This is a genomic window from Rhizobium sp. 862_C5_N1_2 (assembly GCF_051811205.1).
Taxonomy (GTDB): Bacteria; Pseudomonadota; Alphaproteobacteria; order Rhizobiales; family Rhizobiaceae; genus Rhizobium; species Rhizobium leguminosarum.
In genome coordinates this window covers 4,583,695-4,605,000 of record NZ_JBPWPT010000001.1, presented here as the reverse complement: position 1 = coordinate 4,605,000, position 21,306 = coordinate 4,583,695, and the positions used below count along the sequence as shown (strand labels likewise).

Here is a 21,306-nt window from a genome sequence, read left to right as displayed (position 1 = left end):
GCTGGAGCCACGTCGGCTGGCGGCGCGGGCCGCGGCAGGTCGGATGGCATCGCTGATCGGCGAACAGGTCGGCGAACAGGTCGGCTACCGCATGCGCCTCGACAACAGGATATCGGCAGCGACACGGATCGAGGTGGTGACCGAAGGGGTTTTTGCCCGGATGATCCTCGACGATCCGGAACTGACCGGTGTCTCGGTCGTGATCTTCGACGAGTTCCACGAGCGTTCGCTGGACGCAGACTTCGGACTCGCACTGGCGCTCGACGTCCAGTCGGCGCTGCGCGACGATCTGCGTATCCTCGTGATGTCGGCGACCCTCGACGTCGAACGCGTGGCCGCCCTGCTCGACCACCCACCAGTGATCGAAAGCCTCGGGCGCAGCTTTCCGATCGATATCCGTTACCACGATCGGCCGGGCGGCGAGCGCATCGAGGATGCGGTCACGCGGGCAATACTCGATGCGCATGCCAATGAGGCCGGCTCGATCCTTGCCTTCCTGCCCGGCCAAGCGGAAATCACGCGAACCGTAGAACGCCTGCAGGGACGATTCGGAGCCGAGACGCTGATTGCGCCGCTCTACGGCAATCTCAGCCAGAAGGAGCAGGATGCGGCGATCCGGCCGGCATCCCAGGGGACACGCAAGATCGTGCTTGCAACGTCTATCGCCGAAACATCGATCACCATTGACGGCGTCAGGATCGTGATCGACAGCGGCTTGCAGCGTCTGCCGGTGTTCGAGGCGTCGACCGGAATCACGCGGCTGGAGACGGTGCGCGTGTCGCGGGCTTCCGCCGATCAGCGGGCGGGTCGTGCCGGACGAACGGAGCCGGGCATCGCGGTCAGGCTGTGGCACCAGGGACAGACGGCGGCATTGCCGGCCTTCACACCGCCGCAGATCCTTTCCAGCGATCTCTCGGGGCTGGTGCTCGACCTCGCGCATTGGGGCGTTCAAGATTCGGCATCGCTTGCCTTCGTCGATCAGCCGCCGGAAACGACCCTGAGGGAGGCGCGGGTTCTGCTTGGCCAGCTCGGAGCGCTCGACAAGGATGGAGCGCTGACAGCGCGGGGCAAGGTCATGCGCGATCTGGCTTTGCCGCCGCGGCTTGCCGCCATGGTCGTCTCGGCCGGAGAAGCGGGACACGCACGGGATGCGGCGATGATCGCCGTGCTTCTCACCGAGCAGGGGCTTGGCGGAACGAGTATCGATATCGAGGAGCGGCTGCGACGCTTCAAGGCCGAGCGGGGCGAGAGAGCGGAGGCTTCAAGGCGGCTGGCAGGACGGCTGGCAAGCGGTCTCGACAGCGTTGCCTCAACGGCGCCGGCGCTTGCAGGCCAGCTGCTGCTGCATGCGTTCCCAGATCGAATCGCACTTCAGCGCGGCGGGCGCGGGCGATTCGTAATGGCGAACGGGCGTGGAGCGGAGCTACCGGAAACCGAGAGGCTGGCCGGCAGCCAGATGCTGGTGATTGCCGACCTGACCGGACGGGCAGCCCAGGCGCGGATTCTGGCAGCTGCCGAGGTGACACGCGGCGACATCGAAGCCGAGTTACCCGGCGAAATGAAAACCGGGGACCAGATATTCTTCGACCGACAGAGCCGGCAAGTCAGAGCGCGGCGGGCAACCCGACTCGGCGCGATCGTCTTCGAAGAGACGCCGTTGCCACGACCTTCCGGGGCAGCAGTCACCCAGGCACTGGTGGAGGGAGTGCGCGAGCTGGGGCTCGATCAGCTTGCCTTCTCGAAAGAGGCCGTGCAGCTTCGCGAGCGGATCGGATTCCTGCATCGGACGATCGGCGAGCCCTGGCCTGATGTCAGCGACAGCGCCCTGCTTTCCCGGCTGGACGAGTGGTTCGCACCCTTTCAGACCGAGGCCCGCGGCCTTTCCGAGATTTCCGCAGCCGGCCTTTCGAACGGGCTGATAGCGCTGGTACCGCACGAATTGCAGCGCGACCTTAGCCGGCTTGCACCAACGCATTTCGAAGCGCCGACCGGCCAAAGGCATCCGATCCAGTATGAGGGTGAGGAGCCGGTGCTGACGATCCGCGTACAGGAGCTGTTTGGACTGAAGCAGCATCCAGCCATTGCCGGTGGCCGCCTGCCGCTGCTGCTCGAGCTCACCTCGCCGGCGCACCGGCCGATCCAGACGACACGCGACCTGCCGGGCTTCTGGGCCGGCTCGTGGAAGGATGTGCGTGCAGATATGCGCGGCCGCTATCCCCGGCATCCCTGGCCGGAGCGGCCGGAGGATGCGTTGCCGACGACACGGGCAAAACCGCGTGGTACATGAGGGCCATTCAAGGAGCCCCCGGCATGATCGACAAGCCTAGCATGATCGACAACACGGAAGGCTATACGCTGGAGGACCGGCACAACAGCCGCAGGCTGCGTCTGCAGACATTGGTGCGGCTGCGCTGGCTTGCCGTCGGCGGACAGGCGCTGACGGTTTTTATCGTTGCCTTCTGGCTGAAATTTCCTCTGCCGTTGATTGCCAGCTCTTCGTTGATCGCCGCCCTTGCCTGGGTGAATTTCTACTTGACGATCCGCTATCCGCCGACGCATCGGCTGGAACCGCCAGCCGCCTTTGCGCTGCTCGGCTTCGATCTCTTGCAGCTCTGCGCTCTGCTCTTCATCACCGGTGGCCTTGCCAATCCTTTCGCGGCGCTCGTCTGCGTGCCCGTCATCATCTCCTTTGCCTCGCAGCCGATCCGCTACAGCACCGCGCTGATCGGCTTTGCGATGGTCTGCATCACGGTGCTTGCCTTTTCGCCCTTTCCCCTGCCCTGGTTCGACGGGGTCGAGATCAACGTGCACAACGTCATGCAGTTCGGTGTCTGGTGCTCGATTGCCTCGACGATGGCATTTGCCGCCTTTTATGCCTATCGGGTCTCGATGGAAGCGAGCCAGCTTGCCGATGCGCTGGCTGCGACCGAACTGGTGCTGCAGCGGGAAAAGCATCTGTCGCAGCTCGACGGCCTGGCGGCTGCGGCCGCCCATGAGCTCGGTACGCCGCTTGCGACGATCAGCGTCGTCGCCAAGGAAATGGAGCGGGAACTCAAGAACGACGATCGTTTCCGCGAGGACGTGATGCTGCTGCGCAGCCAGAGCGAACGCTGCCGTGACATCCTGCGGCGGCTGACGACGCTTTCCTCCGAAGACGAGGCGCATATGCGCCGCCTGCCGCTTTCGTCGATGATCGAGGAGATCGTCGCCCCGCACCGGGAATTCGGTATCGCTCTCGAGCTCATCGAAAAGAGCCCGCGCAAGGGTGAGCCGGTCACCGACCGCAATGCCGGCATCATGTACGGGCTCGGCAACCTGATCGAAAACGCCGTCGATTATGCGCGGGAGAAAGTGATCGTTACTGTCGAGCACGATCACGACAAAGTGCTGATCGTCATCGAGGACGATGGCAACGGTTATGCGCCTGACATTCTGACGCGGATCGGCGAACCCTATGTGACCAAGCGGCAGAAGGAGGATACGGCGGGCGGCCTCGGGCTTGGACTTTTCATCGCCAAGACGCTGCTGGAGCGCTCCGGCGCATCGCTGGTTTTCGAGAACCGCGATCCGGAAAGTGCGGGCGCGCGTATCCGAATCGAATGGCCGCGCATGCTGATTGACGCAAATTCGACAAAATGACTTTGTCGGCATAAACAGGATATAGCGGTTGACGCAGATCGGGCGCTCAACCGCCGGGACCGAGACGATGACAGAACAGAATCATGACAATTTCGCCGCGTCGGACGAGGATCATATCGGTCCCGACGCCAGCCTGCTGATCGTCGACGACGACGGGCCGTTCCTGCGCCGCCTGGCACGGGCGATGGAGACGCGCGGCTTCCAGGTGGAGACGGCCGAATCAGTGGCGGAGGGCGTTGCGAAATCGAAAGGCAGGCCGCCGAAATATGCGGTGGTCGACCTTCGGCTCGGCGACGGCAATGGGCTCGACGTCATCGAGGCGATCCGTCAGCGGCGCGACGACACCAGGATCATCGTGCTGACCGGCTACGGCAATATCGCAACGGCGGTAACGGCCGTGAAGCTCGGCGCCGTCGATTATCTTGCAAAGCCTGCAGATGCCGACGACGTGTTTTCGGCGCTGACACAGCGGCCGGGCGAAAAGGCTGAGCTTCCCGAAAATCCGATGTCGGCCGACCGCGTGCGCTGGGAACACATCCAGCGGGTCTATGAAATGTGCGAGCGCAATGTTTCCGAAACGGCGCGCCGGCTCAACATGCACCGGCGGACGCTGCAGCGTATCCTTGCCAAACGCGCGCCGAAATAGACGAACACCTCGCGCGCTTATAATCAGACGTCGTCCACAGTGAACGGTTTTCCGCTCGCCCATTCGGCCATCATCAGCCTTTGGGCGGCGGCACGCGAGAAGTTGAGCGTGACGGATTTGCGCGTGGCCGGCGCCATGCGGTGTTCCGGCGCCTCGCGAATCATATGGGCGCCATAACCATCCGACAGGAACAGTCCGCATTCCTCGGGAAAGATCTCCAAGGGCACATCCTTGTGAGTCGCAAAGAATAGACGGTCGCAATGCAGCCTATATTCCGGCCATTTGCGATCGACCCTGAAATCCTCGATCGACGTCTTGATTTCGATGATCCAGACCTCGCCCTTTTCCGAAAGAGTGATCAGATCGGCGCGGCGGCCGCTGGCTAGCGGCAGTTCGGGCAGCACGGCGTGGCGCATTTCATGCAGCAATATCTGCGTTCCGCGCCGTACCATCATGGCCCTGTCCGATTGCCGGCCATCGATTAACGGATTGTTATTGTAAACGCTCAAAATCGTCATGGATAACCATCAGAGGGACTGGCGTGTTGTTGCAAAAAAACCATGCGCTTCTAATTTGCGCGGCAGACGGATTTGTCGCGCTGCAGTAGCCTTGCAAAGCGCAAGTTAATCGAAAATAAACCATAATCAACGATGGTCGAAAGACCGTTCTCCTTGCCCCAAAACTTCAAGAGTCATCCATGCGCATCTGCAATGCATTCCCTGTATTTGGCCTGCTGGCGACGCTCGCTCTGGCCGGTTGCTCCACGACATCAGACAGCGCATCCGTCGACGACAAGGGCGCAGGCCCAACGGTACAGACAGCACAGATCTTCAATGACGCCTACGGCGTGACGAAGGATGCCGGATACTCCCTGCCGGCGATCCCGATTGATAGGGTCAAGCCGCAGTTCCGTCGCCAGGTCGTCAGCTACGAGACCACCGAGCGCCCCGGTACGATTATTGTCAACACGCGCGAGCGCTTCCTCTATTACATCCTGGCCAACGGCAAGGCGATGCGCTACGGCATCGGCGTCGGCAAGCAGGGCTTCGCATGGGCCGGCACCGCCTACGTCGCCTGGAAGCAGGAATGGCCGAACTGGCACCCGCCAAAGGAAATGGCCGTCCGCCGGCCTGATCTCGCCAAGTACGTCGAAGACGGCATGGGCCCGGGCCTCACCAATCCTCTCGGCGCGCGCGCCATGTATCTCTTCAACGAAGACGGCAAGGACACGCTCTTCCGCCTGCACGGCACGCCGGAATGGGCCTCGATTGGCACCGCCGCTTCCTCGGGCTGCATTCGCCTGATGAACCAGGATGTCATCGATCTCTACAGCCGCGTCCGTCCCGGCAAGGGCACGTCCAAGGTCGTCGTCATCCAGTAAGCTAATTGCCGAATTCGGTATAAAAAAGGCCGCCGGACTGTCGTCCCGGCGGCCTTTTTCGCATCCTCCCTCACGCCATCAGGCGGCCTGTTTCGCCTTGAGCTCGAGGCGACGGCGGTGAAGCACCGGCTCGGTGTAACCGTTCGGCTGTTCCCTACCCTTCAGGACGAGATCGAGGGCAGCCTGGAAGGCAATCGAATCGTCGAAATTGCCGGCCATCGGCTGATAGGCGATATCCGACGCATTCTGCCCGTCGACGACGGCGGCCATGCGTTTCATGGTCTCGACGATCTGAGCTTCGGTGACGACCTTGTGATGCAACCAGTTCGCCATGTGCTGGGCCGAAATGCGCAGCGTCGCGCGATCTTCCATCAGGCCGACATTGTTGATGTCGGGCACCTTCGAGCAGCCGACACCCTGATCGACCCAGCGCACGACGTAGCCGAGGATGCCCTGGGCGTTGTTGTCGAGTTCGCGCTGGATTTCCTCGGGCGTCCAGTTCGGCCGCACCGCAACCGGCACGGAGAGAATGTCGGAGAGCTTGGCGCGAGCGCGGTCTTTCAGTCCCTGTTGAACTCGGGCGACATTGACCCGGTGATAATGGGTGGCATGCAGGGTTGCGGCCGTCGGCGACGGCACCCAGGCGGTGTTGGCGCCAGCCTTCGGGTGGGCGATCTTCTGTTCGAGCATCGCCGCCATCAGATCGGGCATCGCCCACATACCCTTGCCGATCTGGGCGTGGCCGGAAAGACCGCATTCGAGGCCGATGTCGACGTTCCAGTTCTCATAAGCGGAAATCCAGGCCGCCTGACGCATGTCGCCCTTGCGAATCATCGGACCGGCTTCCATCGAGGTGTGGATCTCGTCACCGGTCCGATCGAGGAAGCCGGTATTGATGAAGACGACGCGCTCGCGGGCAGAACGGATGCATTCCTTGAGGTTGACGGTCGTGCGGCGTTCCTCATCCATAATGCCCATCTTGATGGTATTGCGCGGCAGGCCAAGCGCATCTTCGACCCGCGAGAAGATTTCGACGGCGAAGGCGACCTCTTCGGGCCCATGCATCTTCGGCTTGACCACATACATGGAGCCGGTGCGGGAATTCTTCTTCCTGCCGGCCGGGCCAATATCGTAAAGCGCGATCAAGCCGGTGATCACAGCATCCATGATGCCTTCAGGCACTTCGTTGCCGTCGCGGTCGAGGATCGCCGGATTGGTCATGAGGTGGCCGACATTGCGCACCAGCATCAGCGAGCGGCGATGCACCTCGAAGGAGGTGCCGTCCGGACCGGCATATTGCAGATCCGGGTTGAGCTTGCGGATGAAGCTTGTTCCGCCCTTTGCCACCTCTTCCTGCAGGTCGCCCTTCATCAGGCCGAGCCAGTTGCGATAGACGACGACCTTGTCCTCGGCATCGACAGCGGCAATCGAATCCTCGCAGTCCATGATTGTCGTGATTGCCGACTCCAGCCAGACATCGGAAATATCGGCCGGATCGGCTTTTCCGATCGTCGTCGTCGCATCGATGACGATTTCGATGTGAATACCATTGTTCTTCAGAAGAAGATGCGTGGGAGCGGCGGCGTCACCACGATAGCCGGCAAAATGTTTGTCGTCCGTCAGCATTGCCTGCTCGCCATCGATCGATCTGACGACCAGCGCTCCATCCTTGACAGCGAAGCTTCCGACATCCTTCCAGCGGCAGTCCTGCAACGGCACTGATGTATCGAGGAAATCGCGCACCCAGGCGATGACCTTCTCGCCGCGTTTCGGATTGTAGCCCTTGCCCTTCTCGGCGCCGTCGCTCTCGGGAATCGCGTCCGTGCCGTAGAGGGCATCGTAGAGCGAGCCCCAGCGGGCATTGGCGGCGTTCAGAGCATAGCGGGCATTCATGACGGGAACGACGAGCTGCGGGCCGGCGATCGAGGCGATCTCCGGATCGACATTTTGGGTCGAAACCTGAAAGTCCGAGCCTTCCGGCAGGAGATAGCCGATTTCGCGAAGGAAGGACTGGTAGTCGTCCATATCCGCCGGGGCGCCATGCCGCCGATACCAGTCGTCGATCTTCACCTGCAGGTCGTCGCGTTTTGCCAGCAGCGCACGATTTTTCGGGGCGAGATCGTGGACGATCGCCGAAAAATCGGCAAAGAACTTGTCTGCATCGACCGCCAGACCCTGCAGCACCTCCTTGACGAGGAAATCATGAAGGACGGTTTCGATGGCAAGACCGTTCTTATCAACGCGGCTCATGCGACATTCTCCCTGGCAACGACTTTGAATGCTGCCACTTTGCCCGGCTTTCATTCACAGTCAATTCTGCAATAATTCGAAAGATTTATGCCTTCGTGGAAATTATGCGCGGTGTCACGCGCATCGGCAGGCCATTCTGCGGCTGCGTCGTCAGCTTCTGCACCGGCCAGGGGTTGGTCTGATCGGTGGAATCGAAACGATAGCGATGCATCAGGACGGCAAGGGCGATCACCGCCTCCTGAAGTGCAAATGTTGCACCGATGCAGACACGCGGACCGGCGCCGAAAGGCAGGAACTGGAAACGGCCGATCGAGCCGCGATTTTCCGGCAGGAAGCGTTCGGGCATATAGGCACGTGGCCTGTCCCAGTGAAGTTCGTGGCGATGCAACGTCCAGGGCATGATCAGCACCGTGACACCGGCCTCGATCTCGACCCGCTCGCCCTTGGGGCTTGTCCAGGAATCATTCGATATGGCGGCGCGATTGATGGATGGCGCCGGCGGATAGAGGCGCAAAGCCTCCTCAAAGGCGGCGCGCGTCTGCGGCATCATATCCAGCCATTCCACGGGTTCAGCCCCGGTGGCGAGCACCGCGTCGATTTCTTCTTCCATCGCTTCGCGGATATGCGGGCTGTTTGATACGCAATACAGCGTCCAGGCCAATGCCCGGGCTGTGGTCTCATGCCCGGCGCCGATGAAGGTCAGAATATTGTCTTCGATCTCCTCCTTCGTCAGCCCCTCAGGGCCGGCCTGTTCCAGGAGCAGGGTCAGGAAATCCTCGGGCGCGGTGCTGCGATTCGCCTTCATCTTTGCGAGCCGCATATCCATCGTGTTGCGCACGATGGCGCGGAATTTCTCCAGCACTTTCTGACCGCCGATGCGTGTCACACGTGGAACCCAGGACGGAGCGCGCATCAGATCCATCGGATCGACGCGGCCCATGCGATGCAGGAGTTCATTGACATCGTCGGCGAAATGGCCGCTCGAGGTGACGATTTCACCGGAGAACAACGTATCGGCGAGAATCGCGAAGGTCAGCTCGGTCATGTCGGTGCTGATATCGAAAATTGCGCCTGCCTCGTCTGCACTCTCATATTTACGGACATAGTCTTCGGACTGGCGCAGCATCTGCCCGGCGAAGCCTTGGGCGTGGCGAGGCGTGAAGACAGGCGCCACCGCCTTGCGCGATCTTTTCCAGACCGAACCTTCGGCGGTCAGAAGGCCGTCGCGGAGGATCGGACGCAGGACGAGTTGGCGCACATCCGACATGCGGTAATTATTGGCATTGTCGACCAGCACATGTTTGATAAGGCCGGGATCGTTGACGATCAGCGTCCTCTGCCCGAAGAAATTGGTACGGATCCAGGGAAGCGTGTAGGACGGCTCGCCCCAGAGTTCGAGCGGATTGCGCAGAATGATGCGAATGATTTCCAGCCGGCTCGGCGGTACGGTACGCGGCAGCGGTGCTGGCGGAACGAAGGGGTCCGGACGCATGTCCATCGTAAAAGCCTTTCGGGGAAGATCTAAGCTTCCCGGCAAGCTTGAAGCTAGAGCAGGCCCTTAAGTTCGTCCAGCTTGTCGTTGATCAGCCAGCCGTAATAATTCTCTTCCGGCCAGACGGTCGTACCGGCGCCCCGGTTCTTCGCAGCAAGTGCTGCGGCGCGCTGGCGCGAATTGCCGACATTATAAAGCGTCGCCGTCAGGCCGGGATTGCCCGAGATATCCATGCCGGCGATCTCCTTGTAGTCGTCGATCGACCTGCGGATCGAAGCCGCGACGAAGGCGAGCGAGATATCGGGATCCATGATTGCCTTGTAGACGGCGCCGGCATCCTTCTCATTCAGCTTCGGATAACCCGACACGCGGGTCACGAGATCGGAGAGCATCAGTGCCGTCAGCGGATTGACCTGGCCGAGGCCGAAGGTCTGGCCGGCGTAGAAAGGCTGGAAGAAGACCGCGCTGAAGCGGTTGTTGGGGAAACTCTTGCCGCCTACCGTCTTGCCGCGGAAATCGCTTTCCCAGACATCTTCGCGGCAGGACCAGAGCGTGTAGGAATCGCCCTTGCCCTTGCATTCGGAAAATTGCGGCCGCGCCACGAATTCGTCGACGCTTTCGCCGTCATAGGCGAAGCGGAAGCTTTCTCCGGCATAGGAGGCCGCCTTGACATAATAGGCCTGCAGCCGGTCATAGGCATCGACATTATAGGTGTGCTCGCCGACGATCGCGCCGACGACATGGATGGGATTGATGCCGTAGGCGCTGGAGATCTTCCGGATCTTGCCCATCAGCTCGCGATCGGTCGCCAGAAGCTCATGAACCTTTTCGTATTTCAGATCGAAGCTGCTCTTGGTGCCCTTGGTGCGCCTGATGGAAGCGCCCGGAATATCGGGCTGCTCAGCGTGACGATTGCCCGCCGGCACCGTCTGCATTGCGAAGGCAGGCGCCGAATTCACCAGGGCAACGGCAATCATAAGGCTTGTCAAAAGGCGTCGCACGATCCGTTATCCCGTCCGTTCCATCGTCCTGTTTGCGATGCGGCTGCCTGGACCAGAATCTTGGCCGAATAAAGCCGGAGCAGAAAACAAAACGGGCCTTCACTAGAAAGTAAAAGGCCCGCTGTCGAGAGTCGAGTTCGTCACAATCCGGCATTCATACCGGGAAAGACATGAACCGGTGCGCCGATATCACAGAATGAAGCGCGACAAGTCGGTGTTCTGTGCGAGATCGCCGACATGCTCGCGCACATAGGCGGCATCGATCGTCACGGCCGTCCCGCCCCGATCCGGCGCGTTATAGGAAATATCGTCGAGCACCCGCTCCATGACCGTCTGCAGACGGCGTGCGCCGATGTTTTCGACGGAAGAGTTCAGATGCACGGCGACATCAGCAAGCGCGTCGATCGCGTCGTCGGTGAATTCGAGGCTCAGGCTTTCGGTTTCCATTAGTGCGCGGTACTGACGGATAAGGCTCGCTTCCGTCTCGGTCAGGATTCGACGGAAATCATCCTTGTTCAGCGGACGCAATTCGACACGGATCGGCAGGCGGCCTTGCAGCTCCGGCAAAAGATCCGAGGGCTTGGAGACATGGAAGGCGCCGGAGGCGATGAAGAGGATGTGGTCTGTCTTCACCGGTCCGTACTTGGTCGAAACCGTCGTGCCTTCAACGAGCGGCAAGAGGTCGCGCTGAACGCCTTCGCGCGAAACGCCGGCGCCCATGCCACCGTCGCGGGCGGCGATCTTGTCGATTTCGTCGAGGAAGACGATGCCGTCATTCTCGGTGGAGCGAACGGCTTCGCGCTGGATCACTTCGTTGTCGATCAACTTGTCGGATTCGTCGCGGATCAGGTCGCTGTAGGAGGCCTTGACTGTGGTGCGGACCTTCTTGGTGCGGCCGCCCATCGCCTTGCCGAACATTTCCGACAGGTTCAGCACGCCGATATTGGCGCCCGGCATGCCAGGAATTTCGAAGCCTCCCATGCCGGAACCGGCATCGGCCACCTCGATATCGATTTCCTTGTCGTCGAGTTCGCCATCCCTCAGCTTCTTGCGGAAGTTTTCGCGGGTAGCGGGCGATGCTGTCGTACCGACCAGCGCATCGAGAACACGCTCCTCGGCGCTCACATGCGCCTTGGCCTGCACCTCGGCCCGCTTCTTCTCGCGCACCAGACCGATGCCGACCTCGACCAGATCGCGGATGATCTGCTCAACATCGCGGCCGACATAGCCGACTTCGGTGAACTTGGTGGCTTCCACCTTGATGAAGGGTGCTCCGGCGAGTTTTGCCAGGCGGCGGGAGATCTCGGTCTTGCCGACACCGGTCGGGCCGATCATCAGGATGTTCTTCGGCATGACTTCATCGCGCAGGCTCGGGTCGAGCTGCTGGCGGCGCCAGCGGTTGCGCAGCGCAATCGCGACGGCGCGTTTGGCATCATGCTGGCCGATGATGTAGCGGTCGAGTTCGGAAACGATCTCGCGGGGGGAAAAAGTCGTCATTGGGTGTTATTCTCCTGGCGGTCCAGGGCCATTAGCAGCGCCCGGCCGTAATTCGTCGTTGTTTCGCCAAGTCCTCGAAGGCCTGTTCGTCTAGGCCAAGCGGCCGGAAGGCATGGGGTTCAGCCTTCAACATCCAAGGATTCCACCACGATATTGTGGTTCGTGTAGACGCAGATGTCGGCTGCGATATCGAGCGCGCGGCGAGCAATCTCTTCGGCCGATTTGTCAGTATCCATAAGCGCACGGGCGGCGGCCAAGGCAAAATTGCCGCCCGAACCGATCGCCGTCGTGCCATGCTCAGGTTCCAGGACGTCGCCGTTGCCGGTGATCGCCAGCGTGATCGACTTGTCGGCGACGAGCATCATGGCTTCGAGATTACGCAGGTATTTGTCGGTGCGCCAGTCCTTGGCGAGCTCGACGGCGGCACGCATCAATTGACCGGGATATTGCTCAAGCTTCTTTTCGAGCCTTTCGAGCAGGGTAAAGGCATCGGCAGTGGCGCCGGCGAAACCGGCGACGACTTCGCCCTTGCCGATACGGCGCACCTTGCGGGCATTGCCCTTCATGACGGTCTGGCCGAGGCTCACCTGGCCGTCGCCCGCCATCACTACCTTGCCGCCTTTTCGAACTGTAATGATTGTTGTCATAAAACACCTGTCCGCCCATGACGCGGGCCGTTACGCTAGAGCATGATGCCGAAAAGTGTGAAGCGGTTTTCGGACGACATCATGCTCTATTTCTTCAATTTAGATCCGGATTCAGATCTTAGGCCGAAGAGCCTGAGATCATCCGGATCTAAGCCGCACACCGGCCTTGTTGAGCCCTATGTAAGTGGGCCGAGGCAGATTGCAAATGGGCCGGCTTTTCTCTTGCCCGGCTTCTGGATATTTCCCGATGCGCCTGATAAGGAACGGCCTTATTCCCGATGGAGGGCCATATGGCCGAGACCGCAGCAAGCCGCACGGGCAGCGTTTCCCGCAAGACCAACGAAACCTCGATTTCCGTTTCCGTCAATCTCGACGGCACCGGCAAATCGACGATTTCGACGGGCGTTGGCTTCTTCGACCATATGCTCGACCAGCTTTCGCGACACTCCCTCATCGACATGGAGATCGATGCCAAGGGCGACCTGCATATCGACGACCACCATACGGTCGAAGATACGGGCATCGCCATCGGCCAGGCGATCTCCAAGGCGCTCGGCGACCGGCGCGGCATCACCCGCTACGCCTCGATCGATCTCGCCATGGACGAGACGATGACCAAGGCTGCTGTCGATCTTTCCGGTCGGCCGTTCCTCGTCTGGAATGTCGCCTTCAGCGCGCCGAAGATCGGCACTTTCGACACCGAACTCGTTCGCGAATTCTTCCATGCGCTCGCCCAGAATGCCGGCATCACCTTGCATATTCTCAACCATTATGGTGCCAACAACCACCATATTGCCGAGACATGCTTCAAGGCCGTTGCCCGCGCATTGCGCACGGCGACAGAGATCGATCCGAGACAGGCGGGCCGTGTTCCCTCGACCAAGGGCACGCTCGTCTGAGCCCTTAGAGGGAGCGGCGACAATGACATCCAGCTATATCTTCCTGACACCGCCCGGCAGCACGAGCGCCACGGCCGACGAAACACGAACCATCCGCGACGGCTTCACGCTGCTCGGCTTCCTGTTTCCATGGGCGTGGCTGTTGGCGCATCGGCTTTGGCTGCACGCCGCCGCCGCCTTTCTGCTGCAGGGGATTGGTGGTGCGCTGATGGACGAACCGGGCCTCGGGCCGGCGGGAGCGGCAATCCTCCTGGGCGTGAATATGCTGGTCGGTCTCGAGGGCCAGAATTTCCGTGTCCGCAAGCTTGCCGCCAAGGGCTGGAACGAAGACGCACTCATTGCGGCCGATACGATCGGCATTGCAGAGCAGGTCTATTTCTCGGACAGGGCTGTAATCGCGGATAGCGACGACGCCGCGGCACCGGACTGGCAGAACAGGGCCCGTCCGAACAGCCCGCGCGGCCACGGCACATCGCTTGGTCTCTTTGGTTTTGATGGAGGACGCTGACGATGCGCGTCGCGATTATCGACTATGGCTCCGGTAACCTGCGCTCGGCGACCAAGGCTTTCGAGCGTGCCGCCCGCGAGGCGGGCATCGATGCCCATATCGATCTTACCGACCGGGCGGAGGATGTTGCCGCGGCCGATCGTATCGTGCTTCCCGGTGTCGGCGCCTATGCCGATTGCCGGCGCGGCCTCGATGCCGTGCCTGGGATGGCCGAGGTGTTGATCGAGGCTGTCGAGAAGAAGGCGCGGCCGTTCTTCGGCATTTGCGTCGGCATGCAGCTCATGTCCTCGCGCGGCCTTGAGAAAACCGTGACGCACGGCTTTAACTGGATTCCCGGTGACGTCGTCGAGATGACGCCTGACGATCCCGCGCTGAAGATCCCGCAGATCGGCTGGAACACGCTCGACCTGAAGCGCGAACATCCGCTCTTCGAGGGAATTCCGACAGGGTCGCAGGGGCTACATGCTTATTTCGTGCATTCCTACCATCTTGCTGCCGAAAACGCCGAGGATGTCATTGCGACGGCCGACTATGGCGGACCGATGACCGCTTTCGTCGGGCGCGACAACATGGTCGGCGCACAGTTTCATCCGGAAAAGAGCCAGAAGCTCGGCCTGGCCCTGATCGGCAATTTCCTGCGCTGGAACCCATAGTTCACGCAATTCCGGACGCAAAATCGCTGTGCAGTTTTGCTGGAATTGCTCCAAGGGCTGGCTTTTAATACAGCCGCCTTATTTCCTCTGTATGGAAACGGCGGAACAGGAGCGCACTCGATGCCGGCTTCACGGAAATCAGGCAAGGTGTTCTACACGTTGCGGCCCTCCAGGGAAGGCTTGCCTGCCTTTTCTGATATAAAGCTTCCCGGCGGCACGATCATCCGCCGTGTCGACGAAGCCATCCACAGACAAGCGCTTTCCAATGCAGCCAAGGCGTTGAAAGAAAGGCTGGACCGATGATCCATGAATCGTTCCCCGCAAACGACAGTGCGAGCCGGCGGCAAAACGGGGTCAGCGCCAGCGACATCGCCGAGGCCGTGCTGGAATTCTATATCGAAGGTGAGGACGATCTGATCGGCCTGCTCGCCTACGCACTCTACGAGCGTCAAAAGCGCGATTTTGTTCTCAGCCATCGCAAGCGAAATGCAGGCCGTTCGCCCGATGAGGCCGAACTTGCCGCCGTCAACAGCAATTATCTCTCGACCGACCTGCGCAATACGCTGCGCGACCGCGCCTCGCAGATCCTTTCGAGTTATGCCGAAACCTATGTCGAGGCGATGGAGCCGCAGATCCGGCTCACTGCCGTCAACAACGATGCGCTGCGCCAGGTGCGAAACATCGAGAAATCGATCAAGAGGCGCCTGGGCTTCTGGCGTCAGGTCCGGGCCGGCTTTGCCGTCATCCTGCTGCTTCTTCTGCTTTTCGGCGCGGCTACCATTGCCGCTGTCTTTTTCCGCTCGGATATCGTAGATGCGTGGAATGCGCTGATGGTACCGACCACTCTACGGACGTAAGACGACATGATCCTTTTTCCCGCGATCGACCTGAAAGGCGGCCAATGCGTCCGCCTGAAGCTCGGCGACATGCACCAGGCGACGGTCTACAACACCGATCCGTCCGCCCAGGCGAGATCCTTCGAAGATCAGGGTTTCGAATGGCTGCATGTGGTCGATCTCGACGGCGCCTTCGCGGGACATTCGGCCAATGGCGATGCCGTCGAAGCGATCCTCAAGGCAACTGACAATCCGGTGCAGCTCGGCGGCGGCATTCGCACGCTCGATCATATCGAGGCCTGGCTGTCGCGCGGGCTGCGACGCGTCATTCTCGGCACCGTGGCGGTCAGAAATCCGGCGCTGGTCATCGAGGCCTGCCGGAAATTTCCTGGTCATGTCGCCGTTGGCATCGATGCCAAGGGCGGCAAGGTGGCCGTCGAGGGTTGGGCGGAGGCCTCCGAACTCGGTATCATCGAGCTCGCCAGAAAATTCGAGGGGGCCGGCGTCGCCGCGATCATCTACACCGATATCGACCGTGACGGCATCCTGGCCGGCATCAACTGGACCTCGACGCTGGAACTTGCCGACGCCGTTTCCATTCCCGTCATCGCCTCGGGCGGCCTTGCCTCTCTCGACGATGTCATGCGCATGCTGGAGCCCGATGCGCGAAAGCTGGAAGGGGCGATTTCCGGCCGTGCGCTTTATGATGGCCGTATCGACCCCAAGGAAGCGCTGGCGCTGATCAAGGCGGCCCGGACCAAGGAGACCGCGTAATGACCCTCAAGGCCCGTGTCATCCCCTGCCTCGACGTCAAGGACGGCCGCGTCGTCAAGGGCGTCAACTTCCTCAACCTCGTTGATGCCGGCGATCCCGTCGAAGCCGCGAAGGCCTATGATGCGGCCGGTGCCGACGAACTCTGTTTCCTCGACATCACCGCTTCCTCGGACAATCGCGAGACGATCTTCGATGTCGTGTCGCGCACGGCCGACCAATGCTTCATGCCGCTGACGGTCGGCGGCGGGGTGCGTACTATCGCCGATATCCGCAAGCTGCTGCTGTGCGGTGCCGACAAGGTCTCGATCAATTCGGCGGCCGTCAGCAATCCCGACTTTGTCACTGAGGCGGCCGACAAGTTCGGCGACCAGTGCATCGTCGTCTCGATCGACGCCAAGCGCCGGCGCACCCAGGCGGTCGGCGGCGACAATCTCAGCGCCTGGGAAATCTATACCCATGGCGGCCGCAACGCGACCGGCATCGATGCCGTCGAATTCGCCCAGAAGATGGTGGCGCGCGGCGCCGGCGAGCTGCTGGTCACCTCGATGGACCGCGACGGCACCAAGGTCGGCTACGATCTGGAACTGACGCGGGCGATCGCCGATGCAGTGCGTGTGCCTGTCATCGCCTCCGGCGGCGTCGGCGATCTCGACGATCTCGTCGCCGGGGTAAAGGAGGGCCATGCCAATGCCGTCCTCGCCGCGTCGATCTTCCACTTCGGCACCTATTCCGTCAGCGAGGCAAAGCACTATATGTCGAAGTGCGGCATTGACATGCGTCTCGACTGAACCTTGAAAGCGGACCTATGAGCGGATTTTCCCTTTCCGATCTCGAGAGCATCGTCGAAGAGCGATCGAAAGCCTCGCCGGAGCAATCCTGGACCGCCAAGCTCGTGGCCGCCGGCCAGCCGAAAGCGGCAAAGAAGCTCGGCGAAGAAGCGATCGAAGCCGTGATGGCGGCGGTGACGGGCGACCGCGACAATCTGACCTATGAGGCTGCCGATGTGCTCTATCACCTATTGGTCGTATTGAAGATTGCTGAAATACCGTTAGAGAATGTCATGGCCGAGCTCGAGCGCAGAACCGCGCAGTCCGGCCTCAAGGAAAAGGCCAGCCGGCAGAGTTCATGAGTATCGCGACTGAGATTATCGGGGTGCCGGAAACGTTGGATCATTTCCAGTCGGAATCCTATTCCCCCTACCACTTCTTCTCTTCCGAACAATGGGCGAAATTCCGCGCCGACACGCCGTTGACGCTGACGAGCGACGAGGTCAAACGGCTGCGTTCGATGGGCGATCCGATCGATCTCGACGAGGTCCGGCGCATCTATCTGTCGCTGTCACGGCTGCTGTCGGCGCATGTCGAATCCTCGCAGATGCTGTTCGAACAGCGCAACCGCTTCCTCAGCCTGTCCGATGTGACGAAGACGCCTTTCGTCATCGGCATCGCCGGCTCGGTCGCTGTGGGAAAATCGACCACCGCCCGCATCCTCAAGGAGCTTCTGGGGCGCTGGCCCTCCAGTCCGAAGGTCGATCTCGTCACCACCGACGGCTTCCTTCATCCGAACGCCGTGCTGCAGCGGGAAAAGCTGATGCAGCGCAAGGGCTTTCCGGAAAGCTACGACACGGCTGCGATCCTGCGCTTCCTCTCGGCCATCAAGGCCGGACAGCCGGATGTGAAGGCGCCCAGCTATTCGCACCTCGTCTACGACGTGCTGCCGGACGAATACAAGATCGTCGACCGACCCGACATCCTGATCTTTGAGGGCATCAACGTGCTGCAGTCGCGCGACCTGCCTGCCGGCGGCAGGATCGTGCCGATGGTCTCCGACTTCTTCGACTTCTCGATCTATATCGATGCCGCGGAAGACGAGATTCACAACTGGTATGTCACGCGCTTCATGCGGCTGCGCGAGACCGCCTTCCGCGATCCGAATTCCTATTTCCATCGATATGCCTCGATCAGCGACGCGGAAGCGCTCGAAATCGCCGAGGATCTCTGGGCAAACATCAACCTGAAAAACTTGCGCCAGAACATTCTGCCGACGCGTCCGCGCGCCGATCTCATCCTGAAAAAGGGCAAGGATCATCTGATCGAACAGGTCGCGCTGCGAAAACTATAGCGGCGTCCATATTTCAGGAATTGACGCGGCGCAGCGTCAGATTGATGCGGCCGCCATTCTTCAGCAGCGTCGAAGTCGCCGGATGGATACGGTCGACGCCGTGGAAACAAAGCCTCCCCTCGCCGCCCAGCACCACCAGATCACCGCTTGAAAGCTTGAAAGATAGCGTAGGATCATTGCGGCTGAGACCGCCGACACGAAAGAGGCAGCTGTTGCCGAGCGAGATCGAGACGACCGGGGCCTTGAGATCCTGTTCGTCCTTGTCCTGATGCAGGCCCATGCGGGCTTCGTCGGAGTAGAAATTGACGAGACAGGCTTCCGGCAGCTTGTCGTAACCCGAAACGTCATTCCAGATATCGAGCAATTGCTGCGGCATATCAGGCCAGGGCCTGCCGGTTGCCGGGTGCGTCGGTTGGTAGCGATAGCCGCGCTCTTTGTCCGTCACCCAACCGAGTGGCCCGCAATTGGTCATGCGCACCGACATCGGCTTACCGGTGCCGGGCATGACGGGCACGTAAAGCGGCGCTTCGGCGACGATGGTGCGGATCACCTCGACCAATGCCTCCTGACGCGCGCGGTCGAGATAGCCTGGGAGATGGCGGATGCCGTTCAAGAGTGCGATCATGTCATTCACTACCGCCGGGGCGGCCGCGCATTTTCTTGACTTCCGAGCGGCCGGATTTTTCTTTCAGGCGGCGTTCGACCGAACCCTTGGTCGGCTTGGTCTTCTTGCGTGGCGGCGGTGGCGGCTTGGCGGCCTCCAGGATCAGTTCCTTTAGCCGGTCGCGCGCATCCTCGCGGTTGCGATCCTGGCTGCGAAACCGGCTCGCCTCGATCATCAGCACGCCGTCCTTCGACAAGCGCCGGCCGGCCAGCTTGATCGCATTGGTTTTGACACGATCATTCAGGGACGGCGAATTCGGGATGTTGAAGAACAGCTGGACCGCGGTCGAGACCTTGTTGACATTCTGCCCGCCGGGGCCGCCCGCCAGAACGAACTGTTCCGTCAGCTCCCATCCCGCGATGGTGATCCTGTCATCGATATAGAGCGCGTCGCTGGCCATGCGGCGTTCTATCTCACATCAATGGCGAATTGAAAATATCGGCCATGATCAAGAAAAACCCGGCAATCCTGCGATGCCGGGTTTCACGTGAGTCAGAGACTGGGGCATTCCGTTCTTCTTGGAAGTACGGAATGCTCTAGCTTTTTGTTTTCACGCAATTCCGGACGCAAAACCGCTGCGCACTTTTGCTGGAATTGCTTGTTCGCCTTATTCGGCGGCAACCTTCACGCCGGGGGCGGCATCACGAACACCGCCGTCGACATGATTTTCAAACTTGGCGAAGTTCGCAATGAACATCGAGACCAGCTTTTCGGCCTGCGCGTCATAGGCTGCCCTGTCGGCCCAGGTCGAGCGCGGATCGAGAATGCTGCTGTCGACGCCGTCGACGGAGACGGGCACGGCGAAGCCGAAGTTCGTGTCAGCACGGAATTCGGCCTGTCCAAGTTCGCCGGTCAGGGCGGCGGCGAGAAGTGCGCGCGTCGCCTTGATCGGCATACGCTTGCCGGTGCCGTAGGCGCCGCCGGTCCAGCCGGTATTGACGAGCCAGCATTGGACACCATGACGGCTGATCAGCTCCTTGAGCAGATTGCCATATTCGGCCGGATGCCGCGGCATGAAGGGTGCGCCAAAGCAGGTGGAGAAGGTCGCTTCCGGTTCGACGACACCCTTTTCCGTGCCGGCCACCTTGGCGGTGTAGCCGGAGAGGAAGTGATACATCGCCTGGTCAGGCGTCAAGCGGGCGATCGGTGGCATGACGCCAAAGGCATCGGCGGTCAGCATGATGATCGTCTTCGGATGTCCGGCGCGGCCCGTTTCCGAAGCGTTCGGGATGAAGTCCATCGGATAGGCGCAACGGGTGTTTTCGGTCAGCGACCCGTCGTTGAAATCCGGCTCGCGGCTTTCGTTCAGCACGACGTTTTCCAGCACGGTGCCGAAGCGCTGCGTCGTCGCATAGATTTCCGGCTCGGCTTCAGCCGAGAGGCGGATCGTCTTGGCGTAGCAGCCGCCTTCGAAGTTGAAGATGCCGTTTTCGCTCCAGCCGTGTTCGTCATCGCCGATCAGCGTCCGTGCCGGATCGGCCGAAAGCGTCGTCTTGCCGGTGCCGGAAAGGCCGAAGAAGACCGCCGCGTCACCGTCCGGACCGACATTGGCCGAGCAGTGCATCGGCATCACGCCCTTGGCCGGCAGCAGGTAGTTGAGCACGGTGAAGACCGATTTCTTCATTTCGCCGGCATAGGACGTGCCGCCGATCAGGACGAGACCATTGGTGAGATCGCAGGCGATCACCGTTTCCGAACGGCAGCCGTGGCGAGCCGGATCGGCCTTGAAGCTCGGCAGATCGATGATCGTCAGCTTCGGGACGAAGCTGGACAGCGCCGCGGTGTCAGGGCGGATCAGCAGATTGCGGATGAACAGCGAATGCCAGGCGAACTCGGTCACGACGCGGGTCGGCAGGGCGTGGCCTTCCTCGGCGCCGCCGACGAGGTCCTGGACGAAAAGCTCCTTGCCCGCGGCATGCGCCAGCATATCGTCGCGCAACAAGGCGAAATGTTCCGGCGAGATCGGCTTGTTGTTGTCCCACCAGATTTCGCCATCGGTATTGATGTCGCGAACGACGAACTTGTCGCGCGGCGAACGGCCCGTGTGCTGGCCGGTGATAGCCCGCAACGCGCCCTGAGCGGTCAGTTCGGCTTCGCCCCGGCGGATCGCTTCTTCATAGAGCGCGGCGGCGGAAAAGTTGTAACGAACGCTGCCTGCGCCGCCCAATCCCACCGTTGCCAGCTCTATTGCCGGGTTATGAACTCCGAACATTTCCATGGCTAGTTCCCTTCGCTCAGGCTCGTTGCCGTTAAAACTGAGCACGAAAATACGGGCAGAAATTTTAAAACACAAGATGG

The 21,306-nt window shown here is 61.0% G+C and carries 22 protein-coding genes and 1 pseudogene (1 of these 23 only partly in view); 13 read left to right on the top strand and 10 right to left on the bottom strand.

What is annotated here, in order from left to right; all coding sequences use genetic code 11:
* The 3 genes from hrpB to ACD590_RS22610 all read left to right on the top strand — a co-directional run.
* Nucleotides 1-2,287, top strand: the 3' portion of a protein-coding gene (gene hrpB, locus ACD590_RS22620) for an ATP-dependent helicase HrpB (RefSeq protein ID WP_439003392.1). It extends 179 nt beyond the left edge of the window; the window shows 2,287 of its 2,466 coding nt (coding positions 180-2,466); the start codon falls outside the window, past its left edge; its stop codon occupies nucleotides 2,285-2,287.
* A gap of 23 nt (nucleotides 2,288-2,310) precedes the next feature.
* Complete coding sequence (locus tag ACD590_RS22615; RefSeq protein WP_408988001.1) at nucleotides 2,311-3,639, top strand: ActS/PrrB/RegB family redox-sensitive histidine kinase; 1,329 nt, start codon at nucleotides 2,311-2,313, stop codon at nucleotides 3,637-3,639.
* A 67-nt stretch (nucleotides 3,640-3,706) separates the two neighbouring features.
* On the top strand, nucleotides 3,707-4,285 hold the full coding sequence (locus tag ACD590_RS22610) for an ActR/PrrA/RegA family redox response regulator transcription factor (RefSeq protein ID WP_025396545.1): 579 nt from the start codon (nucleotides 3,707-3,709) through the stop codon (nucleotides 4,283-4,285).
* Between the two features lie 23 nt (nucleotides 4,286-4,308).
* On the opposite strand, the gene ACD590_RS22605 is transcribed toward ACD590_RS22610, so the two are convergent.
* Complete coding sequence (locus tag ACD590_RS22605) at nucleotides 4,309-4,803, bottom strand: MmcB family DNA repair protein (protein ID WP_027682292.1); 495 nt, start codon at nucleotides 4,801-4,803, stop codon at nucleotides 4,309-4,311.
* Between the two features lie 179 nt (nucleotides 4,804-4,982).
* Between ACD590_RS22605 and ACD590_RS22600 the strand changes: the two genes are divergently transcribed.
* The gene (locus tag ACD590_RS22600; RefSeq protein ID WP_018244199.1) at nucleotides 4,983-5,666 is read left to right on the top strand and encodes a L,D-transpeptidase; all 684 of its coding nucleotides are present in this window, start codon (nucleotides 4,983-4,985) and stop codon (nucleotides 5,664-5,666) included.
* A 78-nt stretch (nucleotides 5,667-5,744) separates the two neighbouring features.
* Here ACD590_RS22600 and ACD590_RS22595 read toward each other — a convergent pair whose 3' ends face one another.
* From ACD590_RS22595 to hslV, 6 genes and pseudogenes are all read right to left on the bottom strand, one after another.
* Nucleotides 5,745-7,916 carry a malate synthase G gene (locus ACD590_RS22595; protein ID WP_439003391.1) on the bottom strand — a complete coding sequence of 724 codons (2,172 nt, stop codon included), beginning with the start codon at nucleotides 7,914-7,916 and terminating at the stop codon, nucleotides 5,745-5,747.
* 85 nt (nucleotides 7,917-8,001) lie between these two features.
* Complete coding sequence (locus tag ACD590_RS22590; RefSeq protein ID WP_112905611.1) at nucleotides 8,002-9,414, bottom strand: cytochrome P450; 1,413 nt, start codon at nucleotides 9,412-9,414, stop codon at nucleotides 8,002-8,004.
* A 47-nt stretch (nucleotides 9,415-9,461) separates the two neighbouring features.
* Entirely contained in the window at nucleotides 9,462-10,409 is a 948-nt protein-coding gene (locus ACD590_RS22585; RefSeq protein ID WP_439003390.1) for a DUF1402 family protein, read from the bottom strand.
* 189 nt (nucleotides 10,410-10,598) lie between these two features.
* Nucleotides 10,599-11,906, bottom strand: coding sequence for an ATP-dependent protease ATPase subunit HslU (gene hslU, locus ACD590_RS22580; protein WP_011649875.1), 1,308 nt, complete (start codon nucleotides 11,904-11,906; stop codon nucleotides 10,599-10,601).
* Nucleotides 11,903-11,995: pseudogene (locus ACD590_RS22575) on the bottom strand (GNAT family N-acetyltransferase); the annotation flags it as partial. The pseudogene ACD590_RS22575 and the gene hslU, both read right to left, overlap by 4 nt.
* Before the next feature lie 30 nt (nucleotides 11,996-12,025).
* Complete coding sequence (hslV, locus tag ACD590_RS22570) at nucleotides 12,026-12,553, bottom strand: ATP-dependent protease subunit HslV (protein ID WP_018244195.1); 528 nt, start codon at nucleotides 12,551-12,553, stop codon at nucleotides 12,026-12,028.
* 290 nt (nucleotides 12,554-12,843) lie between these two features.
* Here hslV and hisB point away from each other — a divergent pair, with 290 nt between their 5' ends.
* The 9 genes from hisB to coaA all read left to right on the top strand — a co-directional run bounded on the left by hisB (nucleotide 12,844) and on the right by coaA (nucleotide 18,344).
* On the top strand, nucleotides 12,844-13,452 hold the full coding sequence (hisB, locus tag ACD590_RS22565) for an imidazoleglycerol-phosphate dehydratase HisB (protein ID WP_003544176.1): 609 nt from the start codon (nucleotides 12,844-12,846) through the stop codon (nucleotides 13,450-13,452).
* Between the two features lie 22 nt (nucleotides 13,453-13,474).
* The gene (locus tag ACD590_RS22560) at nucleotides 13,475-13,960 is read left to right on the top strand and encodes a DUF2628 domain-containing protein (protein ID WP_018244194.1); all 486 of its coding nucleotides are present in this window, start codon (nucleotides 13,475-13,477) and stop codon (nucleotides 13,958-13,960) included.
* Between the two features lie 2 nt (nucleotides 13,961-13,962).
* Nucleotides 13,963-14,613 carry an imidazole glycerol phosphate synthase subunit HisH gene (gene hisH, locus ACD590_RS22555; RefSeq protein WP_018244193.1) on the top strand — a complete coding sequence of 217 codons (651 nt, stop codon included), beginning with the start codon at nucleotides 13,963-13,965 and terminating at the stop codon, nucleotides 14,611-14,613.
* A 120-nt stretch (nucleotides 14,614-14,733) separates the two neighbouring features.
* Nucleotides 14,734-14,916, top strand: coding sequence for a hypothetical protein (locus ACD590_RS22550; protein ID WP_018244192.1), 183 nt, complete (start codon nucleotides 14,734-14,736; stop codon nucleotides 14,914-14,916).
* Entirely contained in the window at nucleotides 14,913-15,470 is a 558-nt protein-coding gene (locus ACD590_RS22545) for a hypothetical protein (RefSeq protein WP_018244191.1), read from the top strand. The genes ACD590_RS22550 and ACD590_RS22545 overlap by 4 nt, the downstream gene beginning before the upstream one ends.
* A 6-nt stretch (nucleotides 15,471-15,476) precedes the next feature.
* Nucleotides 15,477-16,223, top strand: coding sequence for a 1-(5-phosphoribosyl)-5-[(5-phosphoribosylamino)methylideneamino]imidazole-4-carboxamide isomerase (gene hisA, locus ACD590_RS22540; RefSeq protein ID WP_439003389.1), 747 nt, complete (start codon nucleotides 15,477-15,479; stop codon nucleotides 16,221-16,223).
* On the top strand, nucleotides 16,223-17,011 hold the full coding sequence (hisF, locus tag ACD590_RS22535; RefSeq protein ID WP_011649867.1) for an imidazole glycerol phosphate synthase subunit HisF: 789 nt from the start codon (nucleotides 16,223-16,225) through the stop codon (nucleotides 17,009-17,011). Before hisA ends, hisF begins: the two co-directional genes overlap by 1 nt.
* A gap of 17 nt (nucleotides 17,012-17,028) precedes the next feature.
* Complete coding sequence (locus ACD590_RS22530; RefSeq protein ID WP_017995608.1) at nucleotides 17,029-17,352, top strand: phosphoribosyl-ATP diphosphatase; 324 nt, start codon at nucleotides 17,029-17,031, stop codon at nucleotides 17,350-17,352.
* Nucleotides 17,349-18,344 (top strand): type I pantothenate kinase, encoded by a 996-nt coding sequence (gene coaA, locus ACD590_RS22525; RefSeq protein WP_018244189.1) that lies wholly within the window; start codon nucleotides 17,349-17,351, stop codon nucleotides 18,342-18,344. The genes ACD590_RS22530 and coaA overlap by 4 nt, the downstream gene beginning before the upstream one ends.
* A 13-nt stretch (nucleotides 18,345-18,357) precedes the next feature.
* Here the strand turns inward: coaA and ACD590_RS22520 are convergent, their stop codons facing one another.
* The 3 genes from ACD590_RS22520 to ACD590_RS22510 all read right to left on the bottom strand — a co-directional run bounded on the left by ACD590_RS22520 (nucleotide 18,358) and on the right by ACD590_RS22510 (nucleotide 21,226).
* Complete coding sequence (locus tag ACD590_RS22520; RefSeq protein WP_439003388.1) at nucleotides 18,358-18,969, bottom strand: alpha-ketoglutarate-dependent dioxygenase AlkB; 612 nt, start codon at nucleotides 18,967-18,969, stop codon at nucleotides 18,358-18,360.
* Nucleotide 18,970: 1 nt separating this feature from the next.
* Nucleotides 18,971-19,408 (bottom strand): alternative ribosome rescue aminoacyl-tRNA hydrolase ArfB, encoded by a 438-nt coding sequence (gene arfB, locus ACD590_RS22515; RefSeq protein ID WP_018244187.1) that lies wholly within the window; start codon nucleotides 19,406-19,408, stop codon nucleotides 18,971-18,973.
* A gap of 207 nt (nucleotides 19,409-19,615) precedes the next feature.
* Entirely contained in the window at nucleotides 19,616-21,226 is a 1,611-nt protein-coding gene (locus ACD590_RS22510; protein ID WP_439003387.1) for a phosphoenolpyruvate carboxykinase, read from the bottom strand.
* Nucleotides 21,227-21,306 lie beyond the last annotated feature (80 nt).

Excerpts from the sequence above, each read along its gene's own strand:
- hslV (WP_018244195.1), bottom strand. The coding sequence starts at position 12,553 with ATGACAACAATCATTACAGTTCGAAAAGGCGGCAAGGTAGTGATGGCG.
- arfB (WP_018244187.1), bottom strand. The coding sequence starts at position 19,408 with ATGGCCAGCGACGCGCTCTATATCGATGACAGGATCACCATCGCGGGA.
- hisH (WP_018244193.1), top strand. The coding sequence starts at position 13,963 with ATGCGCGTCGCGATTATCGACTATGGCTCCGGTAACCTGCGCTCGGCG.
- ACD590_RS22530 (WP_017995608.1), top strand. The coding sequence starts at position 17,029 with ATGAGCGGATTTTCCCTTTCCGATCTCGAGAGCATCGTCGAAGAGCGA.
- ACD590_RS22510 (WP_439003387.1), bottom strand. The coding sequence starts at position 21,226 with ATGGAAATGTTCGGAGTTCATAACCCGGCAATAGAGCTGGCAACGGTG.
- hisF (WP_011649867.1), top strand. The coding sequence starts at position 16,223 with ATGACCCTCAAGGCCCGTGTCATCCCCTGCCTCGACGTCAAGGACGGC.
- hisA (WP_439003389.1), top strand. The coding sequence starts at position 15,477 with ATGATCCTTTTTCCCGCGATCGACCTGAAAGGCGGCCAATGCGTCCGC.
- ACD590_RS22610 (WP_025396545.1), top strand. The coding sequence starts at position 3,707 with ATGACAGAACAGAATCATGACAATTTCGCCGCGTCGGACGAGGATCAT.
- ACD590_RS22545 (WP_018244191.1), top strand. The coding sequence starts at position 14,913 with ATGATCCATGAATCGTTCCCCGCAAACGACAGTGCGAGCCGGCGGCAA.
- ACD590_RS22520 (WP_439003388.1), bottom strand. The coding sequence starts at position 18,969 with ATGATCGCACTCTTGAACGGCATCCGCCATCTCCCAGGCTATCTCGAC.
- ACD590_RS22605 (WP_027682292.1), bottom strand. The coding sequence starts at position 4,803 with ATGACGATTTTGAGCGTTTACAATAACAATCCGTTAATCGATGGCCGG.
- ACD590_RS22595 (WP_439003391.1), bottom strand. The coding sequence starts at position 7,916 with ATGAGCCGCGTTGATAAGAACGGTCTTGCCATCGAAACCGTCCTTCAT.
- coaA (WP_018244189.1), top strand. The coding sequence starts at position 17,349 with ATGAGTATCGCGACTGAGATTATCGGGGTGCCGGAAACGTTGGATCAT.
- ACD590_RS22615 (WP_408988001.1), top strand. The coding sequence starts at position 2,311 with ATGATCGACAAGCCTAGCATGATCGACAACACGGAAGGCTATACGCTG.
- hisB (WP_003544176.1), top strand. The coding sequence starts at position 12,844 with ATGGCCGAGACCGCAGCAAGCCGCACGGGCAGCGTTTCCCGCAAGACC.
- ACD590_RS22590 (WP_112905611.1), bottom strand. The coding sequence starts at position 9,414 with ATGGACATGCGTCCGGACCCCTTCGTTCCGCCAGCACCGCTGCCGCGT.
- ACD590_RS22560 (WP_018244194.1), top strand. The coding sequence starts at position 13,475 with ATGACATCCAGCTATATCTTCCTGACACCGCCCGGCAGCACGAGCGCC.
- hslU (WP_011649875.1), bottom strand. The coding sequence starts at position 11,906 with ATGACGACTTTTTCCCCCCGCGAGATCGTTTCCGAACTCGACCGCTAC.
- ACD590_RS22550 (WP_018244192.1), top strand. The coding sequence starts at position 14,734 with ATGCCGGCTTCACGGAAATCAGGCAAGGTGTTCTACACGTTGCGGCCC.
- ACD590_RS22600 (WP_018244199.1), top strand. The coding sequence starts at position 4,983 with ATGCGCATCTGCAATGCATTCCCTGTATTTGGCCTGCTGGCGACGCTC.